Genomic DNA, 24,011 nt, shown 5'->3' with positions numbered 1-24,011 from the left:
AACGCTCTCTGCTCTGCAACAAGCGCCTGAAGAGGGCGGCATGCCATGCTTACAGTAACGGTCTCATCCGACAGCCAGTGCGACATTCTCAGCAGGTGGTTACAGGATGAGAGCAAGTCCGAATCATTAATGGTATGGCCCAAACCGACTGCTTTTGTTGCCAATTGCCTAGGGTGTGATGAAGCTATCGACCACTCTCTCATCGAGTGGGAAAGTCTGGCTGGACGGCTGCTAAATTTGCTGTGTCGTCATCGTGGTCAACTGACGTTATTAGGTATGGCACCGGGCAATGAGCTTTTATTAACACAGTTGCATTTATTACAAGACGTATGCGAAGACGCTTCTTTAGCTCGTCAATCAAGCGTCAGCGACGCAGAGTGTAAAGAGCAACAAAGGTTGAAAGGGCTGCTCACATGGTTGCGCGCCCGTGCTCACCACCATGCTGGAGTCGCTTACGATGATCCCGAAAATAAGGTTTTGCAAGAACAAATGGGTCTATTAGAGCAAAGCGAGTTATTTGATGTCGAGTGGTACCTAAATCAGTATAACGATATCGCAAAAGCTAACATTAGGCTGGCTGAACACTCCATCAAGTTTGGCGCGATTGAAGAACGTAACCCAACCCCTCATTTCAATACCGGGGGCTATGTGTTGAAATATCCAGATATAAACTTCGCGGGTTCCCATCCATTGTTGCATTATTTTCGCGATGACATTAAAGAACAACTTAAAACGCAGGAGCCACCTAAATGAAAACTCCCGCGACGCCATGGCTTGTTCACATTGGGCCGCTACGCCAAGAGAGTCAGGCGATTCTGGAACGGGCCACCTTGCAAGCGCTTGTGATTACCCCCCCGGATGAAAAAAAGCGGCTGAAAAAGGATTCAACAAGCTCGAATTGGTCTATTAGCCATATCAGTGACACTATTATTACCCCTCAAGCAGGTGAGTACACACGTTACATCTTTAATTTGCCTGGGTTTGCTAGCCTAGCTTCGGCTACCGGGCTCATAACACTCTACCCAGGAGTAGAAGAGCAACGCCATCAAGTTGTGGACACGCAAACGCTAGGGCAGGCCATGGAGGCTCAAGGTCAAGAAAGTGCATGCATCACACAACTGATAATTGAGCAACCAGAAAATGCTCTTGAGCTACTTGTGGCTCTGAACGAGGAAGGTCTACTGGATAATCTGGAAGCGCTCTATGTGCGCACCAGTCCTCTAAGCCTCTATGAAGGTATGGCCACCCAGGAAGAACTTATTGATTGGCTGGCGAAGCAAGGGTTTGAGCACCGACTCTCGGCCAGCGACCATTATGCCGATGATCCTGACTTCGTGTTGCTCAACATGACTCGTAACCCCCTTTTCCGCGAGCTGACTGACGCCAAAGTAGAAACTGCCAGCCTGAAAGCACGCCTCGCCGAATATGAGTCCCTTCTTAAGGAAAATGCAGGGCAACTCAATGAAGCTGCCACAGCCTTACGTAAAACGGATACACAGCTTCAGCAGTGCACTGAGCAACGTGACACTCAAAAGCAGAAGCTTGATCAAGCACAAAAGGAACTTGCTAAGAGCCAAAAAGAGCTGGAGAAAGTGCAACAGGAGTTAAGTGCGAAAAAGCGAGGACAGTCTCAGGAGCAGCAAAAGATTACGTTACTCGAAGCGCAACTAGCTCAGTTAACACAACAAAACGATGCACTAGAGAGCCAAAATCAGCTCATAAAGCAAGATATTGTAAAAGCAGAAACTCAGCTCCAGCTAATGAAAGAGTTCGTGCTGCATGAGTAAAATGGAAAAGCGTAAGCAAAAAACTACGCGCCAGGAAAGAAAGCGGAAGCAGCATATAGACGTACAGCTGCTTCCGTCAGAGCGTGCACTCGTGAATGCCGAATGGCTACCTGCGGATGTAGATTCTCACCTGCTGGAAACCGCTAAGATTCAATGGCAGTTTGGAGATTGGGAAGCCCTTGCTAAGCTTTCTACTAAGGTGATCCAGTCTCATCCTGAGCGCGCTAATCTTGCCATGCTATGCGCAGCAGCGCACCAGCAATTGGGCCAGTTGTCGGAGACGCGTCAACTGATGCGGTTGGCCCAGGGGTGGGGTGCCAGTAAAGAGCAAGTCGTTCGGGTGTTAGCGGGAGGCGTGCATAATGTTCTTGGGCGCATTCATGCATTGAGTGAAAACAGCGAGAATGCACTTAAACATTTCCGCCAAGCTCTATCGTTAGATCACCCTGTAGAGCCTCCCAGCTATCTAATAAAAGCCCGTGTGGCTGCGGAGCTAGAAGGGCTTGGTGAGGTGAACGAGCATGCTGGTGAGTTGACACTGTCGGGTATAGTGTCTTCTAGCCGTAAAGAGAACACGCATGACGGTGAAGATGATCATGCAACGGACAATGCGTACCAGCAGGCGCAACACGACTGGGCCACGGGCAACTGGCAAAAGCTTACCCAGCTGGATAACGTCACGCTTGCCGAGCATCCTCAACGCATCATGCTGGGAATTTATGCTGCCTGTGGTCATCAGCAGCAAGGTGACGGCGAAGCCGAACAGCGCTGTGTTAAAATAGTGCGCCAATGGGGGGCGTCAACCAGTCAAATCAAGCGGTTCATGCTTTCGGGTATCTACAACCGTCTTGCTCGTGCCAACGCTCTACTAGGCGATCATGATGAAGCCCTAGGCTATTTTCATAAATCCCTCAACACCGTCAGTGGTGATATACCTGACGCTGCACGTCATATCCAATTACGCATTTCCTCGCAACTTGCAGACATGTCTAAAGACGATCTCAAGGCCATTCTGCAAAAGCTGGAAAGTTAACCCGCTCTGTAAACCGAGCATTTGATAGGTAGAGAAATAATGGAATATTTAAAGGACAAATCGGTTCTCGTTACGGGCTGTTGCGGCACCGTCGGAAGTGAGCTGGTTAAGCAACTGCTGGAAAATTTCGGTGTGGGCCATCTCATAGGCATCGATAACAGTGAATCCGAGCTGTTCTTCACACAGCAGGAGTACCAGGGATACGAGCACGCAAGCTTCTTTCTTGCCGATATGCGGGATCGTATGAAGCTTACCCGCCTGTTCAAAGATGTGGACATCGTCTTCCATGCGGCGGCCTTTAAACACGTAGTACTGTGTGAGCGCTCACCATTCGACGCTGTGCAGACCAACATTCACGGTGTGCAGAATGTGATAGAGGCTGCCTACGATGCCGGAGTAGAGAAAGTTATCTTCACTAGTTCGGACAAAGCAGTTAATCCTACCAGCGTTATGGGTACCTCCAAATTAATGGGGGAGCGGCTGATCACCGCCGCTAATAATGCCCAGCGTGGCCACAACACAATTTTCAGTTCCACGCGCTTCGGTAATGTGCTTGGCTCTCGTGGTTCGGTTATTCCCATTTTCAAAGAGCAGATCAAAAAGGGTGGCCCTATCACCCTGACAGACCCCAATATGACGCGCTTTATTATGAGTATTCATGAAGCGACGCGTTTGGTGATCGATTCCAGCCTAATTGCTCGTGGTGGCGAAGTCTTTGTCACCAAAATGCCAGTAATCAAAATTCAAGACCTTGCAGAGTGCATGATTCAAGAACTCGCACCGCGCTATGGGCATAAGCCAGAAGATATCGAGATCAAAATCATTGGTTCCAAGCCAGGTGAAAAGCTCTATGAAGAGCTGATGAGTGGAGAGGAAACTCGTCGTACATGTGAACTGGAAGATTACTTCGCTGTCTTACCAGCGCTTAGCAACATGTATAAAAATATTAAGTACGACTATACAGGTAAGATCTCCGACAGTATTACCAACCCGTATAACTCGGAGCTAGAACCTACACTGTCCAAAGATGAGCTCAATTCTTTTCTTCGTGAGCACAAGCTCTTGGAAGAAGCCGAATAATTTCGGTTCTTCTCCTTCAGTGATATGAGGTGCTCTTTCAGCGAGTGCCCAACCTAAAGACGAATTTTCGACATTCTCACCATCCATTAACAAGGTATTTACCATGGCATCACATATTTTGATTCTTGGCGGCGACGGTTACCTCGGTTGGCCCACTGCTATGTATTTCTCTCAACGTGGTTATGAAGTCACGGTCGTAGATAACTACATGCGCCGCCACGCCTGTGACGAAATCGATGTAGGTATGCTCTACCCGGTACCCACGCTGCAAGCGCGAGCCAAGATATGGCACGAGCACACCGGCAAAGAAATTAAAGTTGTGATTGGCGATCTGGGCGACCCGGAAGTTATGCGCTCGTTGTTCAACGGCAACGTCAAATACGACTGGGCGATCAACCCCCAATTCAGCGGCATTCCAGAAACTGTCGTCCACTATGCCGAGCAACCCTCCGCGCCATACTCGCTGATGGATTATAAGCGCGCAGATATCACCATCACCAACAATCTGCGCGTGACCAACAACCTGGTTTTCGCTGTTCGTGACTACGCCCGCGATACTCACATCATCAAGCTGGGTACTATGGGTGAGTACGGCACCCCGAACATCGATATCGAGGAAGGCTGGCTTGAGATTGAGCATAAAGGTCGTAAGGGTAAGTTCCTGTTCCCACGCCAGGCCGGTTCCCTGTACCACACCACTAAAGTGATGGACACCGACCTGCTGTGGTTTGCTGTGCGCATGTGGGATCTGAAAGTGACCGATCTTATGCAAGGCCCGGTATATGGCAACGAAACCGAAGAGTCCGCTATTGATGAACGGCTGAATACCATCTTCAACTATGATGAAGTGTTTGGCACAGTGGTTAACCGCTTTGTTGTGCAGGCTATTGCCGGTTACCCGCTCACCGTATACGGCCAGGGCGGACAGACGCGTGGTTATCTGAATATCAAAGACACCCTGCAATGCGTACACAGATCTACCGAAACTCCGGCGGATAAAGGTGAACTGCGAATTTTCAACCAGATTATGGAAACCTTCAGCGTCAAGGAGCTCGCCGAGCTTACCCAGAAGGTCGGTAACAAGCTGGGCCATAACGTGGAAGTAAAGAGTATTGAAAACCCACGTAAAGAAGCCGAAGAGCATTACTATAACCCTTCCTACCAAGGGTTGATCGATATCGGTGTAGAGCCTCACTACCTAACTGAAGAAGTGATGGAGCAGATGCTTCGTGTTGCAGATAGGTACAAGGATAATATCCGCAATGATGTCATCTTCCGCGGAGTTAAATGGTAAGCGTCTGAATGAAAACCCTGGCTAATACGCAGCCAAAAGCTCTGGCCGCCTTCAAGGCGGCCAGACTGCTTTTTCAGCAGCATCAATTTAATAAAGCGCGTGAAAAAGCACGTGAATATCGGCGTCTTATTGCCTATCGCCGTTTTTCAATGACCGAGCAGCGCATTACATCGTCGCCAGTATGTTCAATCATTATCGTAATCCATCGAGCAAGCTCCGACACACTCGAATGTATTGATCGGCTGCAAGCTCAAGCTGGTGCTGATCGCAGTGAAATCATCGTAGTGGACAACGGAGGCAACGAAGCCTTGCACGCTGAGTTAGCAAAACGCTCGCTGTTGCATATTCGCTGTCCGTATAATTTTTTGCCCTCTGAAGGACGTAATATCGGCGCTTTTTTTGCCCGTGCACCGCTGCTGATATTTGTAGATGATGATGGTTTACCAGCAGAAGATTATATTCAGCAGGCCATCAACGCACTAGCCACCCCAGATACTATAGGGGTACGGGGGCGTATTGCACCCCGTAGCCCAAGTGGAGGCATGGGGTCGCATTATGACTTGGGTAATGAGTCAAAAGAGAATGCCTCTTTTAACTTGGAAGGAAACATGGCCATCAAGCGCAGCATCTTCCGTGTGGCTGGTGGCTTTGATCCAATTATGTTTGGTCATGAAGGACATGAATTAGCTGACCGGTGCCGGCGGGTTCAACCACAATGGCATATTCGTTACTGGCCTGGGTTAGTATTACAGCACGATTTTGCTGAAGGGAGTCGCCTAGGAACCAAGCGGGCTCGACAAGCGCTGGGGGAGGAATACCGTGCTTGGTTAAAAACCATCGCTATACCTGCTTCAGTTACTCAAGACTGTTCCTCACAGCACGGCATTACCGTTGTGCTGCATGTGAAGAAGGGAGTAGAACTCTCAGCATTGATAGGCTCTTTGGAGCCTCTAGCCTGCTATAAGGAGCACTGCTTACTAGAAGTGCTTCTGCTTCCCGCAGGCACAGCCGGTGAAATTCAAGAACTAGCCCTGCATATTGTCAAGCACTTCGCAGGTCGTCTAGCCTGCTATGTATTGCCTGTAAAACACTGGCAGCAATCAACACTGCCCCAGCGAGCACGATATTCAACGCTTTTATTGGCGGAGTGGCCGTTAACGATAGGGCCAGATGAATTAACAAGCGCTGTTGACGTGCTAGAGGAAGAGCAGGTGCCGTGGCTGGCGTTAGATGATGCTCTTTCCCCAAAAGCAGTTCTGCTTAGCCTGCCTGAATACTTAAGTGCATGTGAGAGCAGTAGGGGCGCACCGCTATTTTTGAAAGACTTTGCTATTGGTGCGGGTCATATAGAATCAGAGATGCGGTGGCGGTTGACGCAGCGTCTTAACGCCTTGAGCATTCAGCAAAGATTGAAAAAGCGCCAAAAATTGCCCAACATTTGGTGTAATAGTGTAAATAATCCCTCAAATTTGCTGCTTCACACCACCCCCCACTTTCGTGATGAAAATTTACAGCCCTGGCGGCATTTGCCTGATCATCTAGTCAGCATCGCCTTTATTGGAAGTAGTGCGCTGTGCAAGCAACTGGAAAGTGTCTGCCGTGTTTTTCCTCTTGATTTGACACACTATGCAGATGAAGTAGAGCAGGCAAACATTCCTAGCAAGTGCGACTTGTTGCTGGTGGAATCCCTACTGCTTTCCGGCAACCAGCAAGACTACGAAAGTGAATGCATTACGTGGGCTACCCAGTTTAAGCAAGCAAGCAAACCTAGTGCTTTCTGGCTAACTGAATCACTGGCGCATTTGCCATTGCTAGCGAATCTAGCTAGCCATTTTGACAACACTTACGCTATAGAGCCGGCTAGTGCTCAATATCTGGAGCAACACCTTGCGGTGTGTAAGCCAAATGCTACGACTATTGATATTCTGTCACCCTGCATAGCATCAGCACATCACAACGCCATTAGGCAGTTTAAGGCAGATACATTTGAAAACCTTCATGTCCTATACGATGGCTGGGCTGATTTAATCGAATTTGAAGAAAATCGTATACTACTTAGCCAGCACAAACGTAATGATTTACTTATTGCTGACAGTCAGTGGCAGTTTAATCAGCTTAAACTCAACGATTTTCCTGAATTCTCTCCGTATGTTTTAGGCTATCTTTCTGCCGAGCAAAAGCACCAAGCGTTAAAAGAGTTCAGCATACTGTTGATTACATCGCGTACGCTAAAATCTTCCATCAAGCTTCAGCAAGTAGTTGCTGAAGCATTGGCCGCCAAGTGTAGGGTGCTCGTATACGTTCATGAAGATGATGTTATTAACCTCGGTCCCTTCGGTGAGTATGTCGAGTATTATCGCGATGCGGGCACATTGTTTGAGCGGTTGCAATGGTTTAAAGAAAATCCTTGGCAATGCAAAGGTGAAGCGCAGCGAGGTTGGCGTGCGGTTCACCAGTACCACACTATTCAACAACGTATTGATCAGCTGCTAGAAGGAGCTGGAAGCCCCAAGCGCGTCAATGTAGAGCCGCTAGTCAGTTGCCTGACCGTTACCAAACGCCCGCAATTGATCCAAACCGTGATCGATAACTATGAACGTCAATCGTATTCCCATAAGGAACTACTGATCGCTCTTAATAGCGCAGATGTCGATATAGAAGCTATCAAGTCACAAGTGCTGCAAGCCGTGCCCAATGCGCGTGTATTTCAAATTGGCAGCGAACGTAATATTGGCTTCTGTCTTAACTGGCTGATGCAGCACGCCCGTGGGGGCTACTGGGCCAAGATGGATGACGATGATGAATATGGGCCTCATTATCTGCAAGACTATGTGCTCAATACCCAGGCATTGGATATCGACTTAATGGGCAAAAAAATGGGGCCAACCTATTTTGAAGCCTTAGAGCAAACTTTATATCGCGACCCAGCATCTATCACAGCGAGTGACTTTTTGATATACGACGACAACCGCCACCATATGGCGGGAGCGACTTTCTTTGGAAAACATAGCCTGTTGAAGCTTAACCCATTTTCAGAAGTACGTCGTTCGTCGGTGGATGTAGAGTTTTTTCGCGGAGCGCTTAAAAAACAGTTACATGTAATGTTGGCTGATGATTTTAACTTCACCGTTTTTCGCGCCGCTGATAAAAGCCATCATACTTGGAAAGAGAATGATGCAGCATTGCTAAATACAGCTATGCCCATCACGCGCGATCACATCAACGTGTAATGAGTCACCTATAACCGGAAAGGTATATGTTTGATGAGTGACAGAAGACAAGCAAAGGAGGCAATCAAGTGAACAAGGCCGGAGTGTCAATTCTGTTACGTGCAGGTAACAACATAGAATCTGCAAAACAGTTTCTGCATCAATTGATCAAGGTGAATACGCTCCTTCCTGTCGAAGTGGTGCTGCTGTTCAACGAGCCGCAGGCTAAACACCTGCAACTGATGCGTGAGTTCGCTGGTAAAGTATCGCTGATTATCCGCCCAGCCAAGGGGCGTACCTTTGCCAATGTGGCAGGACAACTGCGTTATGAGCAGATACTGATACTCACCACACCGGTAGAGATAAAAGACGATGTGTTGCCAAAGGCTACGCAACAGCTACGCAACAGCAATAAACACTATCTAGCACTGAAAGCCCCTGGCCAGGCGCTACTGATAAAGTACGCCCGCATGTCGCATCTAGAAGGGCAATCACTAACGGCGGCACCCAATGCCTTGCAGCAAGCGCTGGATAGTAAACCCTCAGCGCGGCAACAACCGAAAGTTTCTGTAGCTGAAAACGCCGTTCTGGATCAGCAAATTCATGCTCTTGAGCAAGAGTTAGAAAAGCTCGACCAATCCTTGAGCACGCAATACCGAGAGATTGACGAACTGGATATTCAATACGAGAAGCTACAGGGCGAGGGCCAGTCGCCGGAAGAAGCACAGCGACTCAAAGCTCAGCTCAAAGAGCGCGTATTCAATGCCAACAACACATTGAAGACACTCAAGAACCAACACGACGAATTGGAGCGGCTACGTATCCGTCGCTACAGCATTGTTGCCTAAATTTTTTGTTACTCATGCCGTTACTTAAACTCATTTTAAAGAGGTAACCTTTCATGGCTCAAAATAATGTAATTTTAATCACTGGTGGTTGTGGTTTTATCGGCACCTCCCTTATTGATGCGCTTTTAAAAGGCGGCTGCACGCAGCCTATTCGTGTGCTGGATAGCTTGGTAACCGGCAGCCCTGAAGACCTTGCCGAAGTCACCGAGTTTGAAACCTTGACCGTTGACCAACTGCACACAGCTGCCAAGCAGGTAGTGCTGGTGCAGGGCGATATCCGCGATATCACGTTAACCGAGCAGGTGGCCCAAGGCGTAAGCACCATCGTTCATTTGGCTGCTAACACGGGAGTGGGCCCCTCCGTGGAAGATCCACGGCTAGATATGGAATGCAACGTTGTTGGCACTTTCAATATGCTGGAAGCCGCCCGCAAACATGGCGTCAAGAAATTCGTGTTTGCTTCCAGCGGTGCCCCGGCTGGTGAAGTAGAGCCGCCGATTCATGAAGAACTGCCACCGCACCCTGTATCGCCTTATGGTTCCAGCAAGCTAGCAGGGGAAGGGTATTGCTCCTCGTACAACAAGACGTTTGGAATTGACACTATTTGCCTGCGCTTTGGCAATGTTTACGGCCCGCGCTCAAAAAACAAAGCCAGTGTCGTCGCCAAGTTCATCAAACAGGCGTTAGCGGGAGAGACCTGTGCCATTTACGGTGATGGTAGCCAAACCCGCGATTTTATCTACATTTTTGACCTTATTCGCGCCATTCAAGCAGCTATGGAAGCGCCTGTTGGTGGTGAAACGTTCCAGATTGCGACGGGTAAAGAGCGCACTGTAGGTGAAGTGGCTGAGTTGATCGCCAAAAACCTCGAAGCCCACGGTAAAAGCATGCAGATCACCCACGAAGCAAAACGACTGGGCGATGTTATGCGCAACTACTCGGATACCACTAAAGCAAAAACCATACTTGGGTGGCAGACCCAAATGGACATTAATGAAGGCATTGGTGAAACCATCCGCTGGTTTTTGGCGCGTTAAACAAGCAAGTCGAAAAAGGTAAAGGAGTGACATGACAACTCAGCAAGAACAAGAGAGCAATAACCGTGAGGTAGTGGTCGTGTTAGGCGTAGGGCGCTCTGGCACCTCGTTGGCTATGCAAGCGCTGGAAACTCTGGGTATAAGAGTATCAGAGAACATCATTCCACCTAATGTTAGTAACCCAAAAGGGTTCTATGAAGACGCCGATATTGTCGAGATTCATAAACAGCTTTTAAACACACTCGCGCCCAGTCCGGCCATGCCTTTACAAGAAGGCTGGATAAATACACCGCAGGCCAGGCAGGCATTAAAGCAGCTAAAAGCAATTGTGGAAGCTCAGTTAGGCACGGAGAAAGGAGTCTGGGCCTTTAAAGACCCCCGTACAGCGACATTTTTGCCGCTATGGATCAGGCTGTTTAATCAGCTCAAGATCGTGCCACGCTTTGTGCTTGCGATGCGGCAGCCTGAGTCGATCATAGAATCTTTCGCCCAGCAATATGGCAATGACCAGGAGTTTGCAGAGCTAATATTCCTACAGCGTACGTTAGATGCACTTTACTTTACTGGCGGTGATTGCCATTTGTTGTCCTACGAGAATTGGTTCACCTCACCGCAGCAAACACTCCAACAGTTGGCAGATTTTGTATTCGATCAGCAGACTGATATCAGCGATAAAACGCCTCCTGTTTCAGCACAGCTTAAGCGGAGCCGCAGCACTGGAGTGCAAGTTAATAACCCGCTGGTTCGTACACTTTACGAGCATTTGCAAGTGTGTATAGATGAACCTGAACAGCATGATGCCTTAATGGCTTGCGTTCAGCACCAGCGTGAAGTATTGGCAGCGTTCAGGCCCTGGTGGATGTTAGCAGCCAACCAGAAACAAGCGAATGCCAAATGCCGTGAGCAACTGAAAGAGACTACCGAAAAAAACAGGCAGTTAACAGTGTGTCAGCAGCAACTCAAGCGTCAAACGGCTGCCTTAGGTCAGTACCAACAGGCGTTTCGGGATGTAGAACGCCTGCAGCAGATAACGGATTAACTTATGAAACCGCTAAGTCACGCGAAAAAGCCGCTCACCCCTACTAGAAGCCTAGCCAAGCAACTCAGTTGGTTACCTCAAAAAACAGAAAGCTTTCCTAAATCACCCAATTCGTCCCTTACTATCGCCTTAATTTCCGGCGAGCGCGTGTATTGGTCAATGCAACAGGAAGGCAAGATCATCTCGCTAACCGAAGTCAACTGGCAGTGGGTGTTCAAATATGCGGATATAGACCTCTTATTAATTGAGTCATGCGCTGAAACGGCAACCGGTGACTGGTTTATGGCTCAGACAGCTCCTGATCTCGAGAACTCGATTTTTGGGGAAATGGTAGCAAGTGCAAAAAAACATAAAATACCGGTTGCTTACTGGTTTACGTTAGATGAAGAGTATCTTCCCCAGTACCAGCCGATCATTGAATGGATAGATAATGTTTTTTGTGCCGACGAGAAGGCAGTAGAAGCCCTTGAGCAACAGGGAGTAAAGGCAACTTATTTACCACCTGCGGTTCAACCAGCTTTATTTACCAAGTTAAACCAGTACACAGCTGAAAAACGTGAACTTAAGCGCTTGGTGTGTGATGACCTCGTTGATGTGATCCAGTCGTGGGAAGGGCGCGAAAGCTTTTATCAAGACGTGCAGGCGTTCGGTGGCTATTTCTTCGACTCGCGCAACCAAGTATGGAATACCAAGACAAAGAAACTGGAGCTAAAGCCAGAAAGCTTGCTGGGTACGCTTGACCTTCACTCTCGCGTTGCTCTATTCAAGGAGTCACGAACGCTAGGTATATTGAAAAGTGCCAGTCGCACCCGCACCGATATGAAATGGTCAGCGGTAGAGGCAGCCGCAAGCCATATGACGATACTACTTGAGGCTGGCGTTGATGTAGGCGAATTTGCAACGCTTTGTTTACAGCCAGACAATCAGGATCAGTTTTTTGTTGAGTTAATCCGTCAAGATAAGGATAACCTCTACTACGAGCGAGTAGCGCAGAAAGCATGGCGTGAAGCGCTGATGAACCACACTTACTCTCACCGAGTGAGTACCATCTGCCAGCAATTAAAAATTGAGCATGATTGGGTAGAATACCCTTCTGCTGCAATGGTAACACCGTCTTATCGAGAAAAGTTTTTGGCACGTGCAAAAGACAGTTTTACGCGACAAACCTATCCTAATAAGCATTGGGTGATGGTATTCAATGGGGAAAAAAATAAATATTCAGATGTTAAAGTAGAAGTAGACAAGGTAGAAAATAGTCAAGCTATATATGTTCCTTCCGAACTGCATGCTGGCCCTTGTATGAATGCGGGATTTCAGAAATCATTGACTGATTATGTTTTTCGCATGGATGATGATGATTATTATGGCGACAACTATTTGTTGGATATGATTTTATATAGTAGGGTCGCTAGTTTTGATGTGATTGGAAAGGTTTTTAGATCATTTGTTATGAGGGATGTGTTTCCTAATGATGTGTTCTATAGAGTCGTTAAAAATCTTAATTTTCAGAAGCCTTCATTCTGTCTTTCAAAAAATCTACCTATAAGCGTGAATTTTCTTGCCGGATGCTCTCAAGGAGGACGTACAGTTTTTTTTAGGAGAAATCCCTACCCCTCGAAAAACTTTGGTGCTGTAGATAGCCAATGGCTTGATGGTTTAAGAAAAAAAGATGATGCAGTAATAATCTGTGTTGATGATTTGAATATGGTAGTTGATAGACGTGGCGGTAGTGACCATACATGGGATGTTGATATGAAACAGTTTTTAAATAATTCCAGAAGATACAAATGTCAATTAAGTGAGTTGATGTATTCATGAATATTTTTATATTTTGTGGTCCTTTAGCCTTTGGCAAGGGAGGGATGGAAAAGGTTGCGGCTAATCTCGCAAATTTTTTGGCTTTGAGAAATGGTTTTAAAATTACTCTAGGGTATTTCAAAAGAGATGCCGAATCAGCTCCTGCATATTATGTCTGTGATAAAGTGACTTTGTCGCCATGGCATTTACAAGCAAAAAAAGGGCGGCAAAAATTCATCAAAAGAATTTGTGAAAGTAAACCTGATCTTTTTATATATTTTGGTGCGTCAGTACAAGTTCTTAAAGTTCTTAGCTTGATTGATGGAAGTGAAATTCCAGTTATTATTCATGAAGGGAGTAATCCCGAAAGAGTGATAACTACAAACTGGGCAGACGTTCGTAATATCTCTCGTTACGAAGCCGCTTGGGAAAGAGAGTTGGTTCTGAGTCAAGCATCTGTTATTCGATTTACTATGAGCGAATATGCTGACTCAGTCAGTTTGGGGTTAAGGGATAAAGTTAATGCATTTCCAAATGCTTTTGATCAAGTTGAAGAAAGAGCTAATGTTGCTATCAATAAAAATATTATAAATATTGGTGGCTTGAAAGCTAATAAAAATATCATTCCTTTGCTTGAAGCACTAAGGCTTTTATTCAAGGAGTTCCCTGATTGGCATTTGCATATTTTCTCTGCAGTGAATAATAATCCAGAAGGTTTAAAGTTTTTGGAAAGTGTTAAGAAGAAAGTTGATTTTTGTGGTATGCGTGAGAATGTTGTTATCCACGGTGAAGTTGATGATCTTGGTTCATATTACTTAAACTCTAGTATACATGTAATTACATCCCTTTCAGAAGGGTTGAGTAATGCGGTCGCTGAAAGCATGTGCCATGGTGTTCCTACTGTTGGAGTCAAAGGTGTGCCAGGAGTGGATGGGGTTGTTGTTGATAATGTTAACGGCTTTTTAGTAGAACCTAATTCACTAGTTGAAGGGCTATATGAATCTCTAAAAAGATTGATTAAGGATTCTAATTTAAGAGATGCTATGGGACGAAATGCTTTTGAAAAGGCAAAGATTTTTGATCCAGATAAAGTATATGAATGCTGGCTCGATATAATTGAGAAAGCAGTATCTTTGAAGTCATCAGTAGATGTAGAAACTGTAAAACAATCTAGATATATGTTGAGAGAACTGTATTGTCAAAATGTTAAAGATTATGACTTCGATGAGAAAGGTTATAGTTTTTATGCAAAAAAATTGGAATTTTTGAAAGGCAAAGTTGATGAACGTACACTGCTAGAGAAAGAGTCTCATGCTATAAAAAACCGCTGGGTGAGTTTTTAAAATGAAAATGCCACGTCTACTTCTTTTTGCATCAGGCCAGCTTAATAGCATTGGCGGAATTCAGCGTTCATATCAATTTTTAGTCAATTACTTGGTTAATAGGGGGTGGTCAGTAGATATTTTTGGTTTTGCTGAAGGACTTCCGACAACTCCTTCTTTAAAAGAGCTTGCATATGATTTTGAAAGTAGTGTTTCTGTTCATATTATACCCTCCAGTGTCGATAATAAAGATTTGTATTCTTATGTTGTTGATAATGTGTCTAATGAAAATTATGATGTTGGCCTTGTAGTTAATAGCTCGCCAAAAGCATTACCATTTCTTGCATATCTTAGTAACTTCAATATACCGTCTGTATATTCAATGCGAGGATCCCCATATTTTTGCTTATACTATTTGTGGCGTTGCCGGGTAATATTCGATCTTCCATTTAAGGTGGCTGATGCTGTTCATTTGTTGTTGCCATCTTATAAAAATATTTTTGATCCTGCCGAGCACGCCAAAATCAAAACAATTCCAAGTCAGATTGAACCAGCGACATCGTTTGCTTCACCAGATCAGCCCAACGCTGATGGTCGATATAAAGTTATCTACTCTGGTCGTCTTTCATTCGAAAAACAACTTCAGTATTTAATATTAGCTTTTTCTAGTTTGGCTGAAGAGTTTTCTAATTGGGACTTACAGATCATAGGAAATGGGCCGCTAGAGGAAAAACTGAAAAAACAGGCTCAAGCATGTGGTTTCGCCGATCGCATTGAGTGGATGAGCGTGGACAACACCGAAGCCATGTATGAATTGTACCCTAAAGCTCATTTGAAGGTACTTCCTTCTGAGTATGAAGGTTGCCCAATGGCGTTACGCGAAGCGATGGCGCATGGGTTACCGGTTATTGCCTATGATACTTGCTCAGGTAGTAATGAGATTATAGAACACGACATTGATGGTCTGCTCGCAACAGCTAATGAGCCAATCGGTGGTTTGGCTAGCGCTATGAAAAGTCTGATGAATGATTCCAAGAGACGTGTCGATTTGGGCAAAAAAGGTATTGAAAAAGCAGCTCAATATCTTCCAGAGCCAATAAACAAAGAGTGGGAGTCCTTACTGCTCTCAGCAATTGATAGGAAGAAGAAAGTATTAAATAACAACTCAGAACTAATGCAAGCGAAGTATTTGTTGGGAGAGCTATTGAAGGAGGGGGCTTATTCAAGTGCAATGCTATTCAAAAAGAATGAAGAACTTTACCAAAGTTATCGGCAAGAATTTTTAACTATTTATGGGCATGATTTATTTGATGAACGCTATTACTTAGAGAAATATTTAGATGTAAAAGAATCAGGTCAAGACCCTTTGTTACACTATATCTCAAAAGGGTGGAGGGATGGTTATAATCCATCTCCTTTGTTTGACAATGAAAAATATAGAATTAGGTATATGAAGCAGAATGAGTCAGATATTTGCCCTCTTTATCATTTTTATACGGTTGGAGCATTTGAAGGCTCCTTCCCTATCGCTGTAGATGATCGCTATTTTGAACGATGGCCGGGACGGAAACCAAAAAATGAGTATTCAATAATTGAAGACTTGTCTGTAAGGTTTGAAAGCCGATAATAGTGTTTTTTATTAATGAGTATAAAAAGTTTTGAGTTTGGCTTGATTGAACTTACAAGGCTATATTTGTCAAAAATAACTCGCGCAGCATTCATGAAGAGGGTGTTGATTATGTCATGTCGCACTTTTTTGCAGAGCATCAACTTGAAGGACAGCCAGTACTGCGGGATTTAACCGCAACAGGGCAAGAGGCTGCAGATGAGACCAAGGAAGAAGAGGATGACGAAGCATTTTGCGATGAGGCATTTTTGGAGCTAGAGCGTAAGACAAATCAGGATTAAATGTTATGGATAAGATTGTCTGGTTGTACTGGGAAAATCGACCCGGTGAGCATAAACCCCCACATATAGAGTTCTGCCATAAAGTTTTGGAAAGCCAACAGCACGGAGTGGATATACGATGGGTAACGCCAGATAACGTTCATGATTATTTACCCGACCTAAACCCACGTGTGTGGGATATCACGTTGTCTTCTCCTAACCAAAATCCAATTGCCGTGCGCTGTGCTTATATTCGGGCGCTATTGCTGGAGCGTTACGGTGGTCTATATGTAGATTCTGACTGTCTTGCTTTGGTCGATTATTGTCAGGTTTTCAATGAGGTCGGTGGTGCAGAATTTTTCGCAATTCGTAGAACTTCCGCAAAAACTAATCATATTTCGATTGGCTTCTATGGCAGCGAGCCGGGAGGCTCGATTATAACTGCTTATTGCGATCAACTCCGAATGATTCTAAATGAAAAGACCGAGTTTCGGTGGGCGGAAGTGGGGGCGCATTTGCTGACCCCAATTGTGGATGCAGCCCTAGACCGTTGTTATTTGTTTCGTGAGGATCGTGTTCACCCTATTGTGGCTGAACATCAACACCTGTTGGCCGATACTACAATGCCGGTTAGTGATGTCGTACCACAAGATGCCATTACGTTAATGCTGTTTCATCGTATATTCGAGCAAGACGTGAAGGGTGCGACCCTAAAAGACTGGACGCCAGAGCAGCTTGCCACCAGTCAAGCCCTTCTTTCACGAGTATATCGAGAACGGATGCTGGCGAATGATATTGGTTATAAACAAAAGTGAGACATGCATAGCCTGTTTCGTTGCTTTGGTGCTTTTGGTTATTAAAAAATTATTTTTTATTCTTTTGAGTTATTCCTATGCTGGGCTATGGTGTCATTTGCTAGTGGCGACTGCCCATAGTCACATCAAGGAGGGTGAGCATGGTCTTACAGGCACATACCCAAAAGGTTAATCTACCTAGTACAAATGCGATGTTGGAACAGCAGAATGCCCAGCAACGTATGGAGTGGGCGCTTGCTCACTTGCCAGGCACTTTCGTGCTTAGCTCCAGCTTTGGGATCCAATCTGCGGTATTGTTGCATTTAGCTACACGTATTCAGCCAGAAATGACAGTTTTGCTGGTGGATACTGGCTACCTTTTCCCTGAAACCTACCAGTTTGTTGATCTTTTAACTAAACGGCTTGGCCTAAATCTTAAGGTGGCGAAACCCGATTTCACCCCGGCGCGCTTGGAGGAAAACTTCGGTAAACTGTGGGAGCAAGGGCTTGCGGGGCTAAATCGCTATAATCAGCTGATGAAAGTGACGCCGATGGAAAAAGCCCTGGACGAGCTAGACGTTGGGACTTGGTTTGCAGGTTTACGCCGCCAGCAATCGGGTTCTCGTGAGCAACGCCCGGTAATAGAGCAGCGTCATGATGGCCGCTACAAGGTGTACCCCCTGATCGATTGGCATAGTCGTGATATTCATCATTACCTGACGGAACATAATCTTCCTTACCACCCGTTGTGGGAGAAGGGCTATGTCACAGTAGGCGATTGGCATACAAGCCAGCCGCTAACGCCTGGTATGCAGGAGGAAGATACTCGCTTCTTTGGTCTAAAACGTGAGTGTGGCTTGCACTTGTAGTCTAATTTCACCGCGTTCTATGGGTGCTGTTGCTATTGATTCCCTCTTTTCCGGTACGATACTGATCAACCATCGGTAATAGCATCGGAGTCTTTTTTATGCATGGACAGCACCTTCTGGTTACAATTTCAGGTCATGGCCTTGGCCATCTTAGCCAAGCCAGCGCCGTCATCAATTCGCTATCCAGTCGTTATCCTCGTATAAAGTTATCGATACGCTCATCGCTTGCTACCACTGTGCTTCAGGAGTGGATATCACCAGCGTTTACGCACTATTGCGTTGAAGATGATATCGGTATGCGTATGACGAGTGCGCTTGATGTGGACTTAAATGCCAGTGAAGCGGCCTATACTGCGCTTCACGACCAATGGGATTTGAAAGTGGAAGCATTGGCCACGTGGTTGCGGCAGCAACACGTAACCCACGTGCTTACCGATGTTGCTTATTTACCACTGGCAGCTGCGCAGTATGCGGCCATTCCTAGCGCGGTGATTTGTTCACTGAATTGGGCAGAGGTAATAGAGCGTTATTTCAGCAGTGAACAGGCCAAGTACTGGAAGGATCAGGCGAGGCAAGCGTACCAACAAGCCAAGGTGTTTATTCAACCAGCCCCCAGTATGCCTATGCTTTGGCTTGATAATCGTCTTCCGGTAGCTCCCATCGGGCGCGTAGGGCGATGCCAGCGTGAAGCGCTCATTGCCCGATTGGCGCTACCAGCGAACTGTTACATCGTTTTGGTCGGTATGGGGGGGATGGCTCTCTCACTCTCTGCAAGGCATTGGGCCAATGAGTTGCATGGGCGGCCGGTGCATTATCTTCTACCCGATTCACAGTTATCAGCAATTAAAGGTGAGGAAGTTTTAGCGTCATACTTTCACGCGGTCTCTCATACCGACTTGATGTATCAAGACCTGATGGCATCGGTTGACCTTATGATAACCAAACCGGGTTATGGCACTTTCGTTGAAGCAGCGGCTACGGGGTTACCACTGTTATTTGTAGCCCGCGATGATTGGCCAGACTCTGATAGTCTGGTGCAATGGATTGAAAAGGTCGGCCTTTCAGCACAAATCTCACGCGATGCGTTGGCAGATGGCAAATTCTCCTGCGAGATGGAGCACCTGTTAAACCAGGAGCGCTATCCGGCAATTTCGCCTTCTGGTGCTGACCAAGCAGCGGACTATCTTGTTTCTTTTTTACATGATTAATTAAGGTATGCAGCCATGGCCCATTCAGTAGTTAAAGACTTTTTCGATAGTGATTCTAATACCTTTAGTTATGTGGTCAGTGACCCCGCTACGCAGTGTTGTGCTGTTGTCGATTCAGTAATGGATTTTGACTATGCATCAGGCACTGCATCGTTTGAATCTGCGAATGTAATCATTGAGTACATTCGCGAGCAAGGGTTGAAACTTGAATGGATTTTAGAAACGCATGTTCACGCAGACCATCTTTCTGCTGCGCCCTATATTAAGAGTAAGCTAGGCGGAAAGCTTGGTATTGGTGCACAAATTATTCAAGTGCAAGATATCTTCGGGAAGGTGTTTAACGCGGGCACTGAATTTGAGAGGGATGGAAGCCAGTTTGATCAGTTGTTTCATGAAGGGGATACTTTTTCCATTGGAAACCTGCCGGTGCGAGTTTTACACACCCCAGGCCATACGCCAGCGTGCGTTGCCTACTTGGTAAATGATAGCTTTGCCTTTGTAGGTGATACATTGTTTATGCCTGATTTTGGCACGGCTCGTTGTGACTTTCCCGGTGGCGATGCGCGTCAACTGTATCGTTCAATACAAAAGTTGCTAAGTTTGCCAGATGAAATACAGCTCTATATGTGCCATGACTACAAGACTGCCGGGCGCCAGGAATTTAGGAATGCTACGACTGTGAGGGAGGAGCGGGGGCATAACGTGCATGTGCGTGAAGGGACAAATGAAGATGCGTTCGTTGCTATGCGGCGCGCCCGTGATGAAAAACTACCAATGCCGCGCTTACTAATACCGTCTGTACAAGTGAACATGCGCGCAGGTAAAGCCCCTCCGGCTGAAGATAATGGTCAACATTACTTAAAAGTCCCATTGAATATAAACCATGCTTGATAGTAAGGGTATGTAAAAATTGTATTCAGGTTGCCTGTTATCAGGTTTAAGAATGGTTTTTTAAACATAATATTTAATTATCTATAATAGGATCGTTATGTGCGGAATTGTTGGCGCGGTTGGCGCAAAGGATAGCACCGCCTTTCTTTTGGAAGGCTTATCTACATTGGAGTATCGCGGTTACGATTCAGCGGGTTTGGCGTTGCTATCGGGTGAGCAAAGCAGCATTTTGCAGCGTGCCCGCTCTAAAGGGCGTGTGGCGGAATTAGCCGCCCTAGTGAAGGAAAAGGCGCTAAGTGGTCATGTGGGTATTGCCCACACCCGTTGGGCCACCCACGGCGTACCGGCAGAACGTAATGCCCACCCGCATATCTCCGGCGGGTTGGCGGTGGTGCACAACGGCATTATCGAAAACTACGAAGCGTTGCGCATTCAGCTACAGGGCTTGGGGTATGAATTTACCTCGGATACCGACACCGAAACCATCGCCCATCTGATTCAGGCCTGCTTTAAAGGCCAAATTGGAGAGCCCGCTGAAAACCTCTTTTCTGCCGTGCAGTGCGCCGTTGGACACCTAAAAGGTGCCTTTGCCCTGGCAGTGATTAGTGAAGAAGAGCCTGACTGCTTAGTCGTTGCCCGTGAAGGTTCGCCGCTCATGTTGGGCATTGGAGATGATGGGCACTATGCCGCCTCGGATGCCTCCGCACTTATCTCCACTACCAAGCGTTTGATGTATCTAGAAAATGGTGATGTGGCTCGGTTAAGTCGCGAAGCGGTGGTTGTCGTTGATGGTATTGGCCAGCCGGTCGAGCGTAAGGTCATTACTTCAAGCCTAAGCGCTAATGCGGTAGAGCTGGGTGACTACAGCCACTACATGCAGAAGGAAATCTTCGAGCAGCCCCAGGCCCTTAGCAATACGCTGGAAATGATTAGCGGGGCAGGGCAGCTACAACCAGGCATCTTCGGTGCAGAAGCCGCTGATATTTTCGACCGGGTAGAAGCCGTGCTGATCCTGGCCTGCGGTACTTCCAGCTATGCGGGGATGACCGCCAAGTACTGGATTGAGCAAGTGGCAGGCATTCCTTGTAACGTCGAAATTGCCAGTGAGTACCGTTACCGCCAAAGCGTCGCTAACCCTAAACAGCTGGTGGTGGTTATCTCACAGTCGGGTGAAACAGCGGATACGCTGGCGGCGCTTCACCACGCTAAATCGCTAGGCCATACCCATACCTTGGCGATCTGCAACGTACCGGAATCCGCCATTGTGCGTGAAACAGCGCTGCGATTTATTACCCGCGCCGGGCCGGAAATTGGCGTTGCCTCTACCAAGGCGTTCACCACTCAACTAAGTGCGCTGTTCCTGCTTACTCTGCTGCTTGCCAAAGCCAACCAGCGCTTAAGTGAAGCAGATGAAAAAGCTTACCTTGATGAGTTGCGTCACCTTCCCATCGCGGTAGATAAGGTGCTTGCGCTTGAACCCAGCATTGAAGCCTGGGCGAAGCACTTTGCTAATAAACATCATGCGCTGTTCTTAGGCCGTGGGCGGCATTACCCCATTGCGTTGGAAGGGGCACTTAAGCTTAAAGAGATCTCCTATATTCATGCGGAAGCTTACCCGGCGGGTGAGTTAAAGCATGGCCCATTGGCGTTGGTCGATGCAGAAATGCCGGTAGTCGTGGTGGCTCCCAACGATGAGATGTTGGAGAAGTTAAAAGCCAACATGCAGGAAGTCAGCGCCCGTGGCGGCCAGCTGTATGTGTTTGCCGATGGCGACAGTGCCGTGAAGTCCTCTGAAGGCGTCAATGTGCTGATGATGCCAGAGCATTACGGCCTGCTTTCGCCGGTGTTGCACGTGGTAGCGCTTCAGTTGCTTTCCTACCACGTAGCGCTAGTGAAAGGTACTGATGTGGATAAACCGCGTAATCTTGCTAAGAGTGTGACTGTTGAATAGTGAACTGTTGAAGCAATCCCCTTGGTTCGATGCCGATTGGTACTGTGACCAATATCCCGACGTGAGGCTTTTGGACATGGCACCGGAAGAGCACTACCTGCTTTTCGGCGAAAGCCAAGGGCGGCAGCCGGGGCCAACGTTCGCTCCTAAGTGGTACTTGGCTAAGTACCCAGATGTGGCGCAGGCGGGCGTGAGTCCGCTGCTGCATTTTATCGTCCACGGTGAGCAAGAGGGGAGGCTGCCCTGCAGCCTGGAGACCGAAATGTGGGAGGCAGCCTTGTGGCGGCAAGAGAAGCCTTCCGAGGTATGTTTAAAGGTATTACAGACCCTGCTTGAGAACGGCGGGTTGTCAGAGGCGTCTTGGGCGGGGTTTGCCCTTGGGCGCTGGCATGCCTGCCAGAATGAGTGGGCGGCGGCAGGGGCCTGGTTGGCGCGACGCCCCACCGGAAAGGGCACATTGCCCAACCACTCCGGACCAGCACTGCTTACGGTGGAAGCATTTGGCCGCAGCGGTCAGCTGGTTGAGGCCTGGCAGGCTCAGGCTGCGTTGCAGAAGCAGGCACCAGAGTGGGCCGATACCCGCTTGGCGGAGTCCAACCTGCTGGCCTGGCAGGCAGAGGCGCACCCAGAGGTCTCCGCTGATCAGCGAGGCGAATGGCAGCGACAGCGCCTGATGTGGATAAACTCGGTCTGGAATCGGCATAGCCTCACAGAAGTCGAGCTGGCCGACCCGACGGCACCGCTCTCCCTGGACAACCTCACGACTAACCGTTCACCGGTCGCGACACATTTTTCGCCGCTCATCACTGTCATAGTCCCAGCCTTCAAGGCGGCTAATACGCTGCCCACGGCGCTGCATGGGCTAGCATCTCAGCGCGGGGTCAACCTGGAGGTGATCGTGGTGGACGATACCTCTCCAGATGATACTGCCGAGGTGGCCGAGGCCTTCGCCGAGGGTGACGCACGCTTCCGGGTGATCCGCCAGTCGCATAACCAGGGGGCTTATGTGGCACGCAACCGCGGCCTTAGCGAGGCAAGGGGGGAATACATTACCGTACACGACAGCGATGACTGGTCGCATCCCGACAAGCTGGCCACGCAGTTGGCTGGGCTTCAAACACACCCTGAATGGCAGGCGTGTTGCTCGCACTGGGTGCGTTGCTCGCCTGAGTTGGTGTTCACGGTCTGGCGAATGGACACCGGCTGGACTTACCGCAACGTCTCCTCGCTGATGTTCCGCCGCCAGGTTTTTGAGGCCCTGGGCTACTGGGACCGGGTGCGAGTGGAGGCGGATACCGAGTATTACTACCGCATTCGTGCTGCCTTCGGTGACCAGGCCATCGGAGAGGTGCTGCCCAAGGTGCCGTTGGCCTTTGGGCGGGTGGCTGCGGATTCGCTGACCTCGGTGGGAACCACGCACCTGGTGAGCCAATACAGTGGTGTACGCGCCGACTACCGTGAGGCGAGTCAGGCCTGGCACCGTGCCAATGCTGGACGGCCGGAACGGCTCTATTTGCCTGCTGAACCTGGAGAGCGTCCTTTCGCCGTGCCTGTGGCTATGCTGCCTTGAGCAGATGGAAAGAAGGAAGGTCCATCACGAGGGGTATCCATATGTTTGCTCGGTGTCATATAGCAGCATGCTTAATGTATGTTTGATGAAGTAGTGGAGTAGAGAAGGGTTTCCGTTGGGCTCAGCGCATGCAATGCTTGATCAAATTGGAGTGAACAAGTTTTAGTAGTTGACACTTTCTAAGGCTCTCGGATGATGTGTGAGCTAACAGTATTCACAGCAGAGTGTGATGCCATTTTCGCTAACGCTTGGTCAGATGATCTGAAAAACGTTGCTGATAACGTTTATACTCGTGGCCTGTTCGATAGCAATTGATCGGCTACTTTTTGCGTTGATATTATCAAAGTCGATTAAGTTGTTCTTTAAAACAATACATTCTTTCCTATTTTTTGGTG

The 24,011-nt window shown here is 47.6% G+C and carries 19 protein-coding genes; all 19 read left to right on the top strand.

All coding sequences use genetic code 11. The annotated features are described in order from the left end of the window. The first annotated feature begins 45 nt into the window (after positions 1–45). On the top strand, positions 46–753 hold the full coding sequence (locus E0L35_RS14100; RefSeq protein WP_138800605.1) for a hypothetical protein: 708 nt from the start codon (positions 46–48) through the stop codon (positions 751–753). Further along, entirely contained in the window at positions 750–1,787 is a 1,038-nt protein-coding gene (locus tag E0L35_RS14095; RefSeq protein ID WP_138800604.1) for a hypothetical protein, read from the top strand. The genes E0L35_RS14100 and E0L35_RS14095 overlap by 4 nt, the downstream gene beginning before the upstream one ends. Beyond that, the gene (locus E0L35_RS14090; protein WP_138800603.1) at positions 1,780–2,820 is read left to right on the top strand and encodes a hypothetical protein; all 1,041 of its coding nucleotides are present in this window, start codon (positions 1,780–1,782) and stop codon (positions 2,818–2,820) included. The genes E0L35_RS14095 and E0L35_RS14090 overlap by 8 nt, the downstream gene beginning before the upstream one ends. 39 nt (positions 2,821–2,859) lie before the next feature. Then, positions 2,860–3,900, top strand: a complete 1,041-nt coding sequence (locus E0L35_RS14085; protein ID WP_138800602.1) for a polysaccharide biosynthesis protein — start codon at positions 2,860–2,862, stop codon at positions 3,898–3,900. Positions 3,901–4,003: 103 nt separating this feature from the next. Beyond that, entirely contained in the window at positions 4,004–5,194 is a 1,191-nt protein-coding gene (locus E0L35_RS14080) for an NAD-dependent epimerase/dehydratase family protein (RefSeq protein ID WP_101148418.1), read from the top strand. 8 nt (positions 5,195–5,202) lie between these two features. Then, on the top strand, positions 5,203–8,424 hold the full coding sequence (locus E0L35_RS14075; protein WP_138800601.1) for a glycosyltransferase: 3,222 nt from the start codon (positions 5,203–5,205) through the stop codon (positions 8,422–8,424). A 68-nt stretch (positions 8,425–8,492) separates the two neighbouring features. Continuing rightward, on the top strand, positions 8,493–9,251 hold the full coding sequence (locus tag E0L35_RS14070; RefSeq protein ID WP_138800600.1) for a hypothetical protein: 759 nt from the start codon (positions 8,493–8,495) through the stop codon (positions 9,249–9,251). Positions 9,252–9,304: 53 nt separating this feature from the next. Then, positions 9,305–10,288, top strand: coding sequence for an NAD-dependent epimerase/dehydratase family protein (locus tag E0L35_RS14065; protein WP_138800599.1), 984 nt, complete (start codon positions 9,305–9,307; stop codon positions 10,286–10,288). 115 nt (positions 10,289–10,403) lie between these two features. Further along, on the top strand, positions 10,404–11,327 hold the full coding sequence (locus E0L35_RS14060; RefSeq protein ID WP_138800598.1) for a hypothetical protein: 924 nt from the start codon (positions 10,404–10,406) through the stop codon (positions 11,325–11,327). Positions 11,328–11,330: 3 nt separating this feature from the next. Continuing rightward, positions 11,331–13,145: a glycosyltransferase family A protein gene (locus E0L35_RS14055; protein ID WP_138800597.1), complete on the top strand. Its 1,815-nt coding sequence runs from the start codon at positions 11,331–11,333 to the stop codon at positions 13,143–13,145. Further along, positions 13,142–14,467 (top strand): glycosyltransferase, encoded by a 1,326-nt coding sequence (locus E0L35_RS14050; protein ID WP_138800596.1) that lies wholly within the window; start codon positions 13,142–13,144, stop codon positions 14,465–14,467. Before E0L35_RS14055 ends, E0L35_RS14050 begins: the two co-directional genes overlap by 4 nt. A gap of 1 nt (position 14,468) precedes the next feature. Next, positions 14,469–16,073 carry a glycosyltransferase gene (locus E0L35_RS14045; protein ID WP_138800595.1) on the top strand — a complete coding sequence of 535 codons (1,605 nt, stop codon included), beginning with the start codon at positions 14,469–14,471 and terminating at the stop codon, positions 16,071–16,073. A 116-nt stretch (positions 16,074–16,189) separates the two neighbouring features. Next, complete coding sequence (locus E0L35_RS26290) at positions 16,190–16,354, top strand: hypothetical protein (RefSeq protein ID WP_171051156.1); 165 nt, start codon at positions 16,190–16,192, stop codon at positions 16,352–16,354. A gap of 5 nt (positions 16,355–16,359) precedes the next feature. Continuing rightward, positions 16,360–17,148, top strand: a complete 789-nt coding sequence (locus E0L35_RS14040) for a capsular polysaccharide synthesis protein (RefSeq protein ID WP_138800594.1) — start codon at positions 16,360–16,362, stop codon at positions 17,146–17,148. A 140-nt stretch (positions 17,149–17,288) separates the two neighbouring features. Next, on the top strand, positions 17,289–17,996 hold the full coding sequence (locus E0L35_RS14035; protein WP_138800593.1) for a phosphoadenylyl-sulfate reductase: 708 nt from the start codon (positions 17,289–17,291) through the stop codon (positions 17,994–17,996). A gap of 98 nt (positions 17,997–18,094) precedes the next feature. Continuing rightward, complete coding sequence (locus E0L35_RS14030) at positions 18,095–19,204, top strand: hypothetical protein (protein WP_138800592.1); 1,110 nt, start codon at positions 18,095–18,097, stop codon at positions 19,202–19,204. A gap of 15 nt (positions 19,205–19,219) precedes the next feature. Continuing rightward, the gene (locus E0L35_RS14025) at positions 19,220–20,095 is read left to right on the top strand and encodes an MBL fold metallo-hydrolase (protein WP_138800591.1); all 876 of its coding nucleotides are present in this window, start codon (positions 19,220–19,222) and stop codon (positions 20,093–20,095) included. 97 nt (positions 20,096–20,192) lie between these two features. Further along, complete coding sequence (gene glmS, locus E0L35_RS14020; protein WP_138800590.1) at positions 20,193–22,046, top strand: glutamine--fructose-6-phosphate transaminase (isomerizing); 1,854 nt, start codon at positions 20,193–20,195, stop codon at positions 22,044–22,046. Beyond that, positions 22,039–23,616 (top strand): glycosyltransferase family A protein, encoded by a 1,578-nt coding sequence (locus tag E0L35_RS14015; RefSeq protein WP_138800589.1) that lies wholly within the window; start codon positions 22,039–22,041, stop codon positions 23,614–23,616. The genes glmS and E0L35_RS14015 overlap by 8 nt, the downstream gene beginning before the upstream one ends. Positions 23,617–24,011: the final 395 nt, after the last annotated feature.

The sequence above is a fragment of the Halomonas sp. ATBC28 genome (assembly GCF_005937175.1).
GTDB classification, from domain to species: domain Bacteria; phylum Pseudomonadota; class Gammaproteobacteria; order Pseudomonadales; family Halomonadaceae; genus Vreelandella; species Vreelandella titanicae.
Note: the sequence above shows the minus strand (reverse complement) of the source record. Positions and strands in the feature narration are given on the sequence as shown.